We start from the raw sequence: 13,776 nt of genomic DNA, 5'->3' as shown, positions 1-13,776 counted from the left end.
CGAAGATCAATCTGGGAGAGAAACATGACCTTGTTCGACATGAAGGGGAAAGTCGCCGTCATCACCGGCTCGACGCGCGGCATCGGGCTTGCGATCGCCGAGCGCATGGCCGAGCACGGCGCCAAGGTCGTGATCTCCTCGCGCAAGGCCGACGTCTGCGACCAGGTCGCGAAGGGCATCAACGACAAGTTCGGCAAGGGCACCGCGGTCGCGATCGCCGCCAACATCTCGTCGAAGGAAAATCTGCAAAACCTCATCGACGAGAGCAATCGTGCCTTCGGCAAGATCGACGTGCTGGTCTGCAACGCCGCGTCGAACCCGTATTACGGTCCGCTTGCCGGCATCTCCGACGATCAGTTCAGGAAGATTCTCGACAACAACATCGTCGCCAACAACTGGCTGATCTCGATGGTGGTGCCGCAGATGATCGAGCGCAAGGACGGCTCGATCATCATCGTCTCCTCGATCGGCGGATTGAAGGGCTCGACCATCCTCGGCGCCTACGCGATCTCCAAGGCCGCCGACATGCAGCTCGCGCGCAACCTCGCCTGCGAATACGGCAAGGACAACATCCGCGTGAACTGCATCGCGCCCGGCCTGATCAAGACCGATTTCGCCAAGGCGCTGTGGGACAATCCGGAAAACCTGAAGGCGTCGACCTCGCGCTCGCCACTGCTCCGCATCGGCATCCCCGACGAGATCGCCGGCGCCGCCGTGTTCCTGGGATCGAAGGCCGGCGATTTCATGACCGGCCAGACCATGGTGATCGACGGCGGCGCGACGATCAGCTGAGGCGTTAGAGCGTCATCCCGGGGCGCGCTTAGCGCGAACCCGGGATCTCGAGATTCTCTGGTGCGCAACTGCGCACCAGAGCTCGATGCTTTGCATCGCCCCGGAATGACCCTTCGGGTCAATCCACCGCCGCGTAAACTAGATCCCGCACCAGCGTCCGCGTGTAATCGCGCTGCCCCGGTCCCTGCGACATAAACACGACGAACAGATCCTCCTTCGGGTCGATCCAGAAGAACGTCCCGGCAATGCCGCTCCAGAAATACTGGCCGACGCTGCCGGGGAAGGGCGCGATGCCGGCCTCGCGGCGGACGGCGAAGCCGAGACCGAAACCATGGCCGGGCGATAGCAGCGGGCCGTTGGTCACGACGTGTGGTCCGAGGTGATCGGACGCCATCAGCTCCAGCGTCTTGCGCCCGATGATCCTGACACCGTCGAGCGTGCCGCCGTTGCGCAGCATCAACGCGAAGCGGGCATAGTCCATCGTGGTCGAGACGAGGCCGCCACCGCCGGATTCCATGACCGGCTGCTCCAGCATGTTGAACAGCGCGACCTTGTCGCCGGTCCAGGGATCGGCCGCGAATGGCTCGGCGAGCCTGCTGGCATTGGCCTCGCTGGTCGAGAAGCCGGTCTCGGCCATCTGGAGCGGGGCGAGGATGCGCTCCGTCAGGAACGTGCCGAGCGACTTGCCGCTGACGACCTCGATGATGCGGCCGAGGATGTCGGTGGAGCGGCTGTAGTTGAACTCGTCGCCGGGGTGGCAGACCAGCGGGAAGCTCGCCACCAGCGCGGCGTGCTCCGCATTGGTGATCTTGCGGCTGCGCACCCGGGAGTCCTGGTAGATCTTGTGCACGGGGCCGTCGCCCTGGTGCTCATAGGTCAGGCCCGAGGTGTGGCGGAGCAGGTCCTGCACTGTCATCGGCCGCCTCGGCGGAACCAGTTCCAGCCTGCCGCCGCTGACCAGTCCGACTTTCTGGTCTGCGAACTCCGGAATGAACTTGGCGACGGGATCGCCGAGCAGGAGGTGGCCATCCTCGATCAGCGCCATGATGCCGACCGAGACGATCGGCTTGGTCATCGAGAAGATCCGGAAGATCGAATCAAGCGCCATCGGCGCTGATACAGCCGGGCTCTGCTTGCCGAGCGCCTCGAACCAGCCGACCTGGCCGCGCCGCGCCACCAGCACGGTCACCCCGGGGACGGTTCCCTTGTCGATCTCGCGCTTGAAGGCGTCCGACATCGCCTGGAGGCGGGGGCGCGACAGGCCCAGCGTTTCGGGCTTGGCCTCGGGCAGAGGCGGGGTTTTTGGCGCGGCTGCAGAATTGAGGGCGGCTGTCGCAGAGGCTGTCGCAGTCATGGGCACTCCCGGTTGCTCTTATTATCGGGAACGGACTGTGGCCCAGAAGGCGCGGCACGAACAAGCGAAGCCAGCGCGCTTCACCCTTGCAATCCGTCCTTGCAATCCGGCCGCCCCCTGTGCTTGAAAGCGGCCCTGATCCTGAGCGGCGACGCGAGGGTCCGTAGGAGTGTAGCTCAATTGGTAGAGCACCGGTCTCCAAAACCGGGGGTCGCAGGTTCGAGCCCTGCCACTCCTGCCAGCTAATCCGCAACTATCAGGATCGACAGGCAGGACGGCGCCGGGCCGAAAGCTCGGACCGTGGATCATGTGGACCGGGTAAGCCCTTGATCCGGATCAGGTCCGCAAGGCGGGGCCGCAAGCTGCCCGGCCTGCCAGACCTTGACCTTTGGCCCCATCCGCAGTAGATACCCGGCACTCGCAGCCGGCCCGTTAGACGCGGATCTCCGGCGCGGCTTTGAAATCCCCGAACAATCGAGCCCGGTTTCCGGCTCATCCTTCGAGATAGAGGGCTGGGCCAACGGCGGCTGTTCGGATCCCTGAAATTCATTCGCGTCTGTCGACGGACGTTGGACATCAAACGATGGCAGTCAGCCCGTTCAAGTTTTTGCAGGAAGTGCGCTCGGAGACCGCCAAGGTCACCTGGCCGACCCGTCGTGAGACCACGATCACCACCATCATGGTGTTCGTGATGGTCGCCGTGGCCTCGATCTTCTTCTTCGCCGCCGACCAGATCATCCGTTATCTCATCACCTTCCTTTTGGGCATTCACTGATGGCAACAGCCGCTGCAACCCAATCGTCCGACAAGCGCTGGTACATCGTCCACGCCTATTCGAACTTCGAGAAGAAGGTCGCCGAATCGATCCGCGAGCAGGCCAAGCAGCGCGGGCTCGAGGAGCTGTTCGAGCTGGTGCTGGTTCCGACCGAGAAGGTCACGGAAGTGCGCCGCGGCCGCAAGATCGACGCCGAGCGCAAGTTCTTCCCGGGCTATGTGCTGGTGAAGATGAAGCTGACCGACGAGGCGTTCCATCTGATCAAGAACACACCGAAGGTCACGGGCTTCCTCGGCGCCGAGAACAAGCCGATGCCGATCTCGGAATCCGAGGCCATGCGCATCCTGCATCAGGTGCAGGAGGGCGTGGAACGGCCGAAGGCTTCGGTGTCGTTCGAGATTGGCGAGAACGTGCGCGTGGCCGACGGCCCGTTCGCCTCGTTCTCGGGTGTGGTCGAGGAAATCGACGAGGCGCGCTCGCGCGTGAAGGTCGCGGTGTCGATCTTCGGCCGCGCCACGCCGGTCGAGCTGGAATTCGGTCAGGTCGAGAAGGTCTGACCGGGTAACGCGTGAGACTTCGGTCTCACGCAACAAGAGGCCGTGGGAGGGAGAGGGCGGTTGCCAGCCGCATCCGACCCAGACCACGAACCTGAAACCGCCGGCCCGGCCGGCACAACAGGAGTGATACATGGCAAAGAAAGTGACCGGATACCTGAAGCTTCAGGTCCCGGCCGGTGCGGCGAATCCCTCGCCCCCGATCGGTCCCGCGCTCGGTCAGCGCGGTCTCAACATCATGGAGTTCTGCAAGGCGTTCAACGCCCAGACCCAGAAGGAAGAGAAGAACACCCCGATTCCCGTCGTGATCACGATCTACGCCGATCGTTCGTTCACGTTCGAGATGAAGACCCCCCCGATGTCCTTCTTCCTCAAGCAGGCTGCCAAGATCCAGTCCGGCTCGAAGGCGCCGGGCCGTGACAAGGCCGGCAAGGTGACCAAGGCGCAGGTGCGCGAGATCGCCGAGAAGAAGATGAAGGATCTCAATTGCGATTCCATCGAGTCGGCCATGAAGATGGTCGAGGGCTCCGCCCGTTCGATGGGTCTGGAAGTTGCGGGGTAAGCGGTCATGGCAATCGGAAAGCGTTTGAACAAAGCCCGCGAAGGTGTTGACCGCGAAAAGCTTTACCCGCTCGCGGACGCCATCAAGATGGTCAAGGAACGCGCCAAGGCGAAGTTCGACGAGACCATCGAGGTCGCGATCAATCTCGGCGTCGATCCGCGTCACGCCGACCAGATGGTCCGTGGCGTCGTTACCCTGCCGAACGGCACCGGCCGTACGCTCCGCGTCGGCGTGTTCGCCCGCGGCGCCAAGGCTGACGAGGCCAAGGCCGCCGGTGCCGACGTCGTCGGCGCCGAGGACCTGGTCGAGAAGGTGCAGAACGGCTCGATCGATTTCGACCGCTGCATCGCCACTCCCGACATGATGCCGCTGGTCGGCCGTCTCGGTAAGGTGCTGGGCCCGCGCGGCCTGATGCCGAACCCGAAGATCGGCACCGTGACCATGGACGTCACCGGCGCGGTGAAGGGTGCCAAGGGCGGCTCGGTCGAGTTCCGCGTCGAGAAGGCCGGCATCCTGCAGGCCGGCGTCGGCAAGGCCTCGTTCACCGAGGAGAAGCTGGTCGAGAACATCAAGGCCCTGGCTGACGCTGTCACCAAGGCAAAGCCGGCCGGCTCCAAGGGGACCTACATCCAGCGCGTTGCGGTGTCCTCGACGATGGGCCCGGGCGTGAAGGTCGAGCCGGGCACCATTCTCGGCTGAGGTTTGGAAATTGCATGAGGCGAGGGGCGGAATTGGGCAACCGATTCCGCCCCTCGTCGTTTGTGACGGCGTTCATCGGAAGCAAGAACCGGGAAACAAGAACAATGGCTGACAAGGTCCTGATCTACTCGCGCTTCCCGAAGACGATGATGGCGCGTTTTGCCGAGCGTTTCGAACTGCTCGACACCGGCGGCAAGCCCGCACGCGAGGTGTTTTCGGCCGATGAGCTCGGCGGCATCCGAGCGATGCTGACCGCAGGCGGTACGCCGCTGGGCGCCGAGGCGATGGACCTGTTCCCAAAACTCGGCGCCATCGTCTGCTACGGCACCGGTTATGACGGCGTCGACCTGAAGGCCGCGGCCGCCCGCAACATCGCGGTCGGTCACAGCCCGGGTGCCAATGCGGCCTCGGTCGCCGATATCGCAATGACCCTGATGCTGGCAACGACGCGGCGGATCCTGGTTGCCGACCAATATGTCCGCAGCGGCGACTGGGCGGGATCGAAGCAGTCGCCGATGATGCGGCCGCAGGCCGGCATGCCCGGCCGCCGCATCGGCATCTACGGCATGGGCGAGATCGGCCGCAAGATTGCCGCCCGATGCGCCGCGTTCGAGAGCGAGGTCGGCTATTTCAGCCGCAGCAAATACGATCTGCCCTATCAATTTTTCCCGACGCTGGAGGCGCTCGCCGACTGGTGCAGCGTGCTGCTGATTGCGGTCCGGGCAGGGGCCGAGACCCAGCACGTCGTCAACGCCGATATCCTCAAGCGTCTCGGGGAGCACGGCTACGTCGTCAACATCTCCCGCGGCTCGGTGATCGACGAGAAGGCCCTGGTCGCGGCGCTCTCCGACAAGACCATCGCCGGCGCCGGCCTCGACGTCTTCGAGAAGGAACCGCACGCGCCCGACGCGCTGACGGCGCTGCCCAATGTCGTGTTCGCCCCGCATATCGGCGGCCACACCCTGGAATCGCACGTCGCCATGCAAGGCTGCGTGCTGGCGAACCTGTCCGCGTTCTTCGAGGGCAAGCCGCTGCCCTACGGCGTGAGAGCCGACTAGCGGCCAGCGAACTCTCGGAACCACTCCTGCAGGTCGCGTCGCAGCTTCTCGTCTGGCACGGCCGCGATGCGGACGGCTGCCAGCTGACGCAGCAGGCTGGTCGCCGTGGTCACCGATTTCTCGTCGGGATTGCGGTTCCAGCCCGCGGCAGTGAGATAATCATGTAGCAGCTTGTCGGGTACCCGATCGAGCTGGTGTGCGAAGAATTCGCGTTCCTCATCCCTGCGGAAAAAATAGACTCTCTTGAATGCGATTGCGCGTCGCGTGAACGCGTCGCTCGCATCGTCCTGGACCAAGCGGAAACGCCGCTGCTGCTCGGAGAGATAGTTCTCGGACCCGAGCCGCAGCTGATCGTCGTGCGCGAGACGCAACGCCATTTCGTATTGCCATATCTGAAGATCGCGCCGGGTGGCAAAGATTGCCTCGGCCTGTGGCATGTAGGCCGTAAGCTCTTCGCGGTGCATTCTAATTTGGAAACGCGCCTGGGTGTGGTCGCTGCCGTCGGAGATCGGATTGCTGATGAGCGCAATGATGTCTTCGACGAATTTGCGCTTTTCGTCGCGGTTGAGCCGCGCCCAGAATTTGTAGAGCTTCTGATCATCGCAGCATTGGACAAACCGCGCCGCGACTCCGATGAGCTCGTCATCGACGTATCCGCTGCCTTGAACCTGAAGGGCGATATCGAGCGCGGGGAACGGATTTTTCGTGAGGGCCAGCTGCTGTGCGCGCTGGGAGAGCTCGACATTGCTCGTTTCGACGAATTTCAGTGGCGCTTTCCAGTCAATTCCATAGACGGCGGCGGCGAGATCCTCGCCCGAGAACGCGGGTCCCCCCACTTGAATCGACTGACGTGGCCCGACCGAGGCATACGTCCAGAGTGGCGTTGGGTGAGGGTTGTTGCCAAGAAACGGCAGGTAACTCAGAACGGTTTGGCGGCCGTAGCGCCACGTCGCCGCAACGCGCTCGTCGCCATCCTGTCGGATGCTGATGGTGCCGGAGTTGCAGCAGCCGTCGCCGAGAAGCGGCTCCGCGGGCTGGGTGCGGATCACAAGGCCGTCCGGAATGGCAGCCAAAATGGTGGTCTTCAGGCACTGATTGGTGCGTCCAGAGCTGCGCAGCTGGCTGGAGCGGAGCAACTCGTCTGCATCGCAATCCTTGGTCGCGGCAAGCTGTGTCGCATGAATTGCAGCTACGCGGCCCTGTTTGTCGGTCTGAGCGTGGACGAAGCTGTCGATGGTGTGGTCAACGAGGAGCGTGATGCTTCCGCAGCACGGCTGTCCCGGACCCACGATCGTGAGCGTCCGCGTGCTGCGCAACTCGGCCGGCACCGGACGGCTGGCGAGTGACTGATCCAAATCCCTGGCGAACTCGTGCCGGTTCCAGACCGAAGCGCAGTACCATGCTGCAAAGAACAGGAGCGGAGCGACAGTCAGGCCCGGAAGTTTCCGATAGATCCCGAATATCGCGATCCCGCTGATGGCGACGAGCCAGGGGAAATTCAGGTATCCGGGCATGACGGCGAGAACCAAGACGCCCAAAAGTCCGAACCATCCGCCCATCAAATGCGGTAAGTTCAGCAACAACACGTAGATACCTGCAAGCGCCACGAGACCGAAAAGAAGAGTGGCGGCGTGCCGGATCATTGCTGTCGAACCTGTTCCCCAGAGGAGGTGGGTTCAACCTGTAGCTGAGAGACGTTGCTTGATCCGTAATGCGTGCATTCCGATGTGCTATCGGGCAAAAAGGCTTCGCTAACCTTCTGCCGGAACGCGCCTTCGCGCGGCCTTAAGCCTCGTCGGCAACGGATTGGAACTGGTGTGAATTTTGCTCTTGGCAATCGGGCTCCGAGCGGTTAAAGAACCGCTTCCGGACGTGCCGGCCTCGGCTGGCGCGTTCGTGCACGCATTCCAAAACCCGACACGACAGGAGATCATTCCTTTTCAGGACGTCCGTGAGGATTTGCCCGGAAAAGGAAGGAAAACCCGTCAGTTGGTGGGGTGCGGGCAGAGGTCGGGCGGTTCGCCGGCTGACCTTGTCCTGTCCAAGACTGCAGGCGCCCGCGAGAGAATTCGATTTCTCAACGGCTTAATCGCATGGCCTGCATAGACGGGTGAAGACCGGATTTCACTTCGCACCCAGCTTTAAGGGCTGGCTTGCGAAACGGGTCTGGTTCGGACCTCGACACGCCGTGGGCCTTCAGGGGCTCCCGGAGGGCAGGCTTTGAATTGTCGTCTCGCCCGGCGCGTGTCCGATGGGTTTTGGCCCGGAGGTTCAGGTTTTGGGTGGGACGATGGGTGCAACCCGGCGGTCCCGCTTTCGCGATGATCGCCAACCGGAAAGAGCTTGCTGTGGAACGAGCGGCAAAAAAGGAAGCGGTCGAACAGCTCAATGGGGTCTTCAAGACCACGAGCGTCGCGGTCGTTGCCCAATATTCCGGCCTCACCGTTGCCCAGATGCAGAAGCTGCGCACGCAGATGAAGCAGGCTGGCGCCTCGGTGAAGGTCTCGAAGAACCGTCTCGCCAAAATTGCTCTTGAAGGCACTGACGTCGTTGCCATCGGCCCCATGCTGAAGGGGCCGACCGTGATCGCTACTTCAAACGATCCGGTGGCGGCGCCAAAGGTCGCCATCGAATTCGCCAAGGCGAACGAAAAGTTCGTCATCGTCGGCGGCTCGATGGGGAAGACCGTCCTGAATGTCGACGGCGTGAAGGCGCTTGCCTCGCTGCCGTCGCTTGATGAACTGCGCAGCAAGATCGTCGGCCTGCTTGTGGCCCCGGCGACCAAGCTCGCTCAGCTCGCCAACGCGCCCGCGGGCAAGCTCGCGCGCGTCATCCAGGCTCATGCCTCAAAGGGCGAAGCGGCCTGACGCCCTTCGCAAAACTCAAACCCGAACCAGACTTACATTCAAGGAAACTGAACAATGGCTGACTTGCAGAAGATCGTTGACGACCTCTCGAGCCTCACCGTGCTCGAAGCTGCCGAACTCGCGAAGCTCCTCGAAGAGAAGTGGGGCGTTTCGGCTGCCGCGGCTGTCGCCGTGGCTGGCCCGGCTGGTGGTGGCGCTGCTGCCGCTCCGGCGGAAGAGAAGACCGAGTTCACGGTCGTTCTCGCCAACGCCGGCGACAAGAAGATCGAGGTCATCAAGGAAGTCCGCGCCATCACCGGCCTGGGCCTGAAGGAAGCAAAGGACCTCGTCGAGGGTGCGCCGAAGCCTGTCAAGGAAGGCGTGAACAAGGACGAAGCCGAGAAGATCAAGGTCCAGCTCGAGAAGGCTGGCGCGAAGGTCGAGCTCAAGTAAGCAACGCTTACTGGCGCGAGATCCCGGGCAAGCATCAGCGAGACCGGGGTCTCGGTCCACGCCTTGAAGGGGTGGGCCAGATGCAAAAGGCGTGCGACGGAACGTCCCGACGCAGGTCGAACACGAAAAAGTGTGGGGATTTGAGGGTTTACCCCTCGAATCTCCACTATTGTCGCCCCATATCGGTTCGGCAGCACGAAAGCGCGGTGGGCAGGGATGCCGGATTTCCCTGTAAGCCGTTGGGAGAGCAGGCTATTTCGGGCTTTTGCAGTCCGTGAAGACGATCGTTGTGACGGGCGGGCGCGCACCAGCGCCCCGCGCGTCGTTTTGCGTTTTGAAGGTCTGAAGCAGATTCAGGACATTCCCGCCTGAAACTGAGTCTCCGGCCCCCAAAGCGGGTTCGAAAAATTCAACCCGGGGAGCGGTGGCAGCCGCGTTCCGGACGGCGCGCCCAGAGCGGGCGACGAAAATGAGAGGCCACGATGGCGCAGCAGACATTCACCGGTCGCAAACGCGTTCGCAAGTTCTTCGGACACATCAAGGAAGTCGCCGAGATGCCGAACCTCATCGAGGTTCAGAAGGCGTCCTACGACCAATTCCTGATGGTCGACGAACCCCAGGGCGGGCGGTCCGATGAGGGCTTGCAGGCGGTGTTCCGCTCGGTGTTCCCGATCTCGGATTTCTCGGGCACCTCGATGCTGGAATTCGTCCGCTACGAGTTCGAGCCGCCGAAATACGACGTCGACGAGTGCCGCCAGCGCGGCATGACCTTCGCGGCACCCCTCAAGGTGACGCTGCGCCTCATCGTGTTCGATATCGACGAGGAAACCGGCGCGAAGTCGGTGAAGGACATCAAGGAGCAGGACGTCTACATGGGCGACATCCCGCTCATGACGATGAACGGCACCTTCATCGTCAACGGCACCGAGCGCGTCATCGTCTCGCAGATGCACCGTTCGCCGGGCGTGTTCTTCGACCACGACAAGGGCAAGACCCATTCCTCGGGCAAGCTGCTGTTCGCCGCCCGCGTCATCCCGTATCGCGGCTCCTGGCTCGACATCGAGTTCGACGCCAAGGACATCGTCTATGCGCGTATCGACCGTCGCCGCAAGATTCCGGTGACGTCGCTGATGTTCGCCCTCGGCCTCGACGGCGAGGCGATCCTGTCCACGTTCTACAAGAGGATTCTCTACAAGCGGACCAAGGAAGGCTGGCGCGTTCCGTTCGACGCCAACCGTTTCCGCGGCTACTCGACCATCAACGACCTGATCGACGCCGACACCGGCAAGGTCGTGCTCGAGGCCGGCAAGAAGCTCACCGTGCGCGGTGCGCGTCAGATGCAGGAGAAGGGCCTGAAGGCGCTGCGCCTGTCGGATGAGGAGCTCGTCGGCAACTACCTCGCCGAGGACCTCGTCAACCCGAAGACCGGCGAGATCCACGCGGAAGCCGGTGAAGAGATCACCGACAAGTCCATGAAGGCCCTCAACGAGCAGGGCTACAAGGAGCTGCCGCTGCTCGACATCGACCACGTCAATGTCGGTGCCTACATCCGCAACACGCTCTCGGCCGACAAGAACATGACGCGCGAGGACGCGCTGTTCGACATCTACCGCGTGATGCGTCCGGGCGAGCCGCCGACGCTGGATTCGGCGCAGGCCATGTTCCAGTCGCTGTTCTTCGACGCCGAACGCTATGACCTGTCCGCGGTCGGCCGCGTCAAGATGAACATGCGCCTCGACCTCGATGCGCCCGACACCCAGCGTACGCTGCGCAAGGAAGACATCCTCTCCGTCATCAAGACGCTGGTGGATTTGCGCGACGGCAAGGGCGAGATCGACGACATCGACCATCTCGGCAACCGCCGTGTGCGCTCGGTCGGCGAGCTCATGGAGAACCAGTACCGCATCGGCCTGCTGCGCATGGAGCGCGCGATCAAGGAGCGCATGTCCTCGGTCGACATCGACACGGTCATGCCGCAGGACCTGATCAACGCCAAGCCGGCGGCTGCCGCCGTGCGCGAGTTCTTCGGCTCCTCGCAGCTCTCGCAGTTCATGGACCAGACCAACCCGCTGTCGGAGATCACCCACAAGCGCCGCCTGTCGGCGCTTGGACCGGGCGGTCTGACCCGCGAGCGCGCTGGCTTCGAGGTGCGCGACGTGCATCCGACGCATTACGGCCGCATCTGCCCGATCGAGACGCCGGAAGGTCCGAACATCGGCCTGATCAACTCGCTCGCGACCTTCGCGCGCGTGAACAAGTACGGCTTCGTCGAGACGCCGTACCGCAAGGTCAAGGACGGCCGCGTCACCGACGAGGTCGTCTACCTCTCGGCGATGGAAGAGGGCCGCTACACGGTCGCGCAGGCCAACGTGCCGCTCGACCCGAAGGGCCGCTTCACCGAAGACCTCGTGGTCTGCCGTCACGCCGGCGAAGTCTTGCCGGTGACGCCGGACAAGGTCGACTACATGGACGTGTCGCCGAAGCAGCTCGTGTCGGTCGCCGCGGCGCTGATCCCGTTCCTCGAGAACGACGACGCCAACCGCGCGCTGATGGGCTCGAACATGCAGCGCCAGGCGGTGCCGCTGGTTCGCGCCGAGGCGCCGTTCGTCGGCACCGGCATGGAAGGCGTGGTCGCGCGTGACTCGGGTGCCGCCATCGCGGCGCGCCGCTCGGGCGTGATCGACCAGATCGACGCGACCCGCGTCGTCATCCGCGCCACGGAAGATCTCGACCCGACCAAGTCGGGCGTCGATATCTACCGGCTGATGAAGTACCAGCGCTCCAACCAGTCGACCTGCATCAACCAGCGTCCGCTGGTGAAGGTCGGCGACATCGTCAAGAAGGGCGACATCATCGCCGACGGTCCGTCGACCGATCTCGGCGAGCTCGCGCTCGGCCGTAACGTGCTCGTCGCGTTCATGCCGTGGAACGGCTACAACTTCGAAGACTCGATCCTGCTCTCCGAGCGGATCGTGAAGGAAGACGTGTTCACCTCGATTCACATCGAAGAATTCGAGGTGATGGCCCGCGACACCAAGCTCGGACCCGAGGAAATCACCCGCGACATTCCGAACGTCTCGGAAGAAGCGCTGAAGAACCTCGACGAAGCCGGTATCGTCTACATCGGTGCGGAAGTGCGCGCCGGCGACATCCTGGTCGGCAAGATCACGCCGAAGGGCGAAAGCCCGATGACGCCGGAAGAAAAGCTGCTGCGCGCCATCTTCGGCGAAAAGGCCTCCGACGTTCGCGACACCTCGCTGCGCGTTCCTCCGGGCGTGCAGGGCACGATCGTGGAAGTGCGCGTGTTCAACCGCCACGGCGTCGACAAGGACGAGCGTGCGCTGGCGATCGAGCGGGAAGAGATCGAGCGTCTGGCCAAGGACCGCGACGACGAGCAGGCGATCCTGGACCGCAACGTCTACAACCGTCTTGCCGAGCTGCTCGAAGGGCGGCAGGGCATTGCCGGTCCGAAGGGCTTCAAGAAGGACACCAAGATCACCCGTGCGGTGCTCGAGGAGTACCCGAAGTCGCAGTGGTGGCTGTTCGCCTCGCCGAACGACAAGCTGATGGCCGAGATCGAGGCCATGCGGAAGCAGTACGACGAGTCGAAGAAGGGGCTGGAACAGCGCTTCCTCGACAAGGTCGAGAAGCTTCAGCGCGGTGACGAATTGCCGCCCGGCGTGATGAAGATGGTCAAGGTCTTCGTCGCGGTGAAGCGCAAGATCCAGCCCGGCGACAAGATGGCCGGCCGCCACGGCAACAAGGGCGTGGTGTCGAAGATCGTGCCGATCGAGGACATGCCGTTCCTCGAAGACGGTACGCATGCCGACATCGTGCTCAATCCGCTGGGCGTGCCCTCGCGCATGAACGTCGGACAGATCCTCGAGACCCATCTCGGCTGGGCTTGCGCCGGCCTCGGCAAGCGTATCGGCCAGACGGTCGATGCCTACCTGTCGAAGCAGGACATCAAGCCGCTGAAGGAAACCTTGAAGAAGGTCTACGGCGAGGACGAGACGATCAAGTCGCTCAACGACAACGAACTGATCGAGCTCGGTCACAATCTGAGCCGCGGCGTGCCGATCGCGACGCCGGTGTTCGACGGTGCCAAGGAAGCCGACATCGAGGAGATGCTGAAGCTTGCCGGTCTCGACGCTTCGGGTCAGTCGACCGTCTATGACGGCCGCACCGGCGATCCGTTCGATCGCAAGGTGACGGTGGGCTACATCTACATGCTCAAGCTGCACCATCTCGTCGACGACAAGATCCATGCGCGTTCGATCGGTCCGTACTCGCTCGTCACCCAGCAGCCGCTGGGCGGCAAGGCGCAGTTCGGCGGCCAGCGCTTCGGCGAAATGGAGGTGTGGGCGCTCGAGGCTTACGGCGCGGCGTACACGCTCCAGGAGATGCTGACGGTGAAGTCGGACGACGTCGCCGGCCGCACCAAGGTGTACGAGGCGATCGTGCGCGGCGACGACACGTTCGAGGCCGGTATTCCGGAATCGTTCAACGTGCTGGTCAAGGAAATGCGCTCGCTCGGCCTCAACGTCGACCTGCACAACTCCAAGATGGGTCCGGCGCCGACGTCGGAAGCGGCCGAGTAATTCGACCTTTCATGCCCGGCCTTCACGGCCGGGCACTGGTGCCCCTCCCGAGGCCTTGAGGGCAGGGCGCCCCGCTTAAGTG

Annotated in this window: 11 protein-coding genes and 1 tRNA gene; 10 read left to right on the top strand and 2 right to left on the bottom strand. The window is 63.3% G+C overall.

Features of this window, described 5'->3' with window-relative positions; translation table 11 throughout:
- Positions 1-24: 24 nt before the first annotated feature.
- Entirely contained in the window at positions 25-792 is a 768-nt protein-coding gene (locus NLM15_RS27135) for an SDR family NAD(P)-dependent oxidoreductase (protein WP_151649639.1), read from the top strand.
- 118 nt (positions 793-910) lie between these two features.
- Here the strand turns inward: NLM15_RS27135 and NLM15_RS27130 are convergent, their stop codons facing one another.
- Entirely contained in the window at positions 911-2,146 is a 1,236-nt protein-coding gene (locus tag NLM15_RS27130; protein ID WP_254120483.1) for a serine hydrolase, read from the bottom strand.
- Between the two features lie 165 nt (positions 2,147-2,311).
- Here NLM15_RS27130 and NLM15_RS27125 point away from each other — a divergent pair.
- From NLM15_RS27125 to NLM15_RS27100, 6 genes are all read left to right on the top strand, one after another.
- A tRNA-Trp gene (locus tag NLM15_RS27125) sits at positions 2,312-2,387 on the top strand.
- 342 nt (positions 2,388-2,729) lie between these two features.
- On the top strand, positions 2,730-2,921 hold the full coding sequence (secE, locus tag NLM15_RS27120) for a preprotein translocase subunit SecE (protein ID WP_007611620.1): 192 nt from the start codon (positions 2,730-2,732) through the stop codon (positions 2,919-2,921).
- The gene (gene nusG / locus NLM15_RS27115) at positions 2,921-3,478 is read left to right on the top strand and encodes a transcription termination/antitermination protein NusG (protein ID WP_015685389.1); all 558 of its coding nucleotides are present in this window, start codon (positions 2,921-2,923) and stop codon (positions 3,476-3,478) included. The genes secE and nusG overlap by 1 nt, the downstream gene beginning before the upstream one ends.
- Positions 3,479-3,608: 130 nt before the next feature.
- Positions 3,609-4,037 (top strand): 50S ribosomal protein L11, encoded by a 429-nt coding sequence (rplK, locus tag NLM15_RS27110; RefSeq protein ID WP_006611824.1) that lies wholly within the window; start codon positions 3,609-3,611, stop codon positions 4,035-4,037.
- A 6-nt stretch (positions 4,038-4,043) separates the two neighbouring features.
- The gene (rplA, locus tag NLM15_RS27105) at positions 4,044-4,736 is read left to right on the top strand and encodes a 50S ribosomal protein L1 (RefSeq protein ID WP_018322253.1); all 693 of its coding nucleotides are present in this window, start codon (positions 4,044-4,046) and stop codon (positions 4,734-4,736) included.
- A 104-nt stretch (positions 4,737-4,840) separates the two neighbouring features.
- The gene (locus tag NLM15_RS27100; protein WP_254120482.1) at positions 4,841-5,794 is read left to right on the top strand and encodes a 2-hydroxyacid dehydrogenase; all 954 of its coding nucleotides are present in this window, start codon (positions 4,841-4,843) and stop codon (positions 5,792-5,794) included.
- Here NLM15_RS27100 and NLM15_RS27095 read toward each other — a convergent pair.
- Positions 5,791-7,437 carry a hypothetical protein gene (locus tag NLM15_RS27095; protein WP_254120480.1) on the bottom strand — a complete coding sequence of 549 codons (1,647 nt, stop codon included), beginning with the start codon at positions 7,435-7,437 and terminating at the stop codon, positions 5,791-5,793. The two genes, NLM15_RS27100 and NLM15_RS27095, sit on opposite strands and share 4 nt — an antisense overlap.
- A 705-nt stretch (positions 7,438-8,142) precedes the next feature.
- Here NLM15_RS27095 and rplJ point away from each other — a divergent pair.
- The 3 genes from rplJ to rpoB all read left to right on the top strand — a co-directional run bounded on the left by rplJ (position 8,143) and on the right by rpoB (position 13,694).
- Positions 8,143-8,661, top strand: a complete 519-nt coding sequence (gene rplJ, locus NLM15_RS27090) for a 50S ribosomal protein L10 (protein ID WP_254120478.1) — start codon at positions 8,143-8,145, stop codon at positions 8,659-8,661.
- Between the two features lie 54 nt (positions 8,662-8,715).
- The gene (gene rplL, locus NLM15_RS27085; RefSeq protein ID WP_254120476.1) at positions 8,716-9,093 is read left to right on the top strand and encodes a 50S ribosomal protein L7/L12; all 378 of its coding nucleotides are present in this window, start codon (positions 8,716-8,718) and stop codon (positions 9,091-9,093) included.
- Between the two features lie 482 nt (positions 9,094-9,575).
- A complete protein-coding gene (rpoB, locus tag NLM15_RS27080; RefSeq protein ID WP_254120474.1) occupies positions 9,576-13,694 on the top strand; it encodes a DNA-directed RNA polymerase subunit beta in 4,119 nt (1,372 codons plus the stop codon).
- Positions 13,695-13,776 lie beyond the last annotated feature (82 nt).

Origin of the sequence: Bradyrhizobium sp. CCGB20, assembly GCF_024199855.1 — a bacterium.
GTDB lineage: Bacteria > Pseudomonadota > Alphaproteobacteria > Rhizobiales > Xanthobacteraceae > Bradyrhizobium.
Note: the sequence above shows the minus strand (reverse complement) of the source record. Positions and strands in the feature narration are given on the sequence as shown.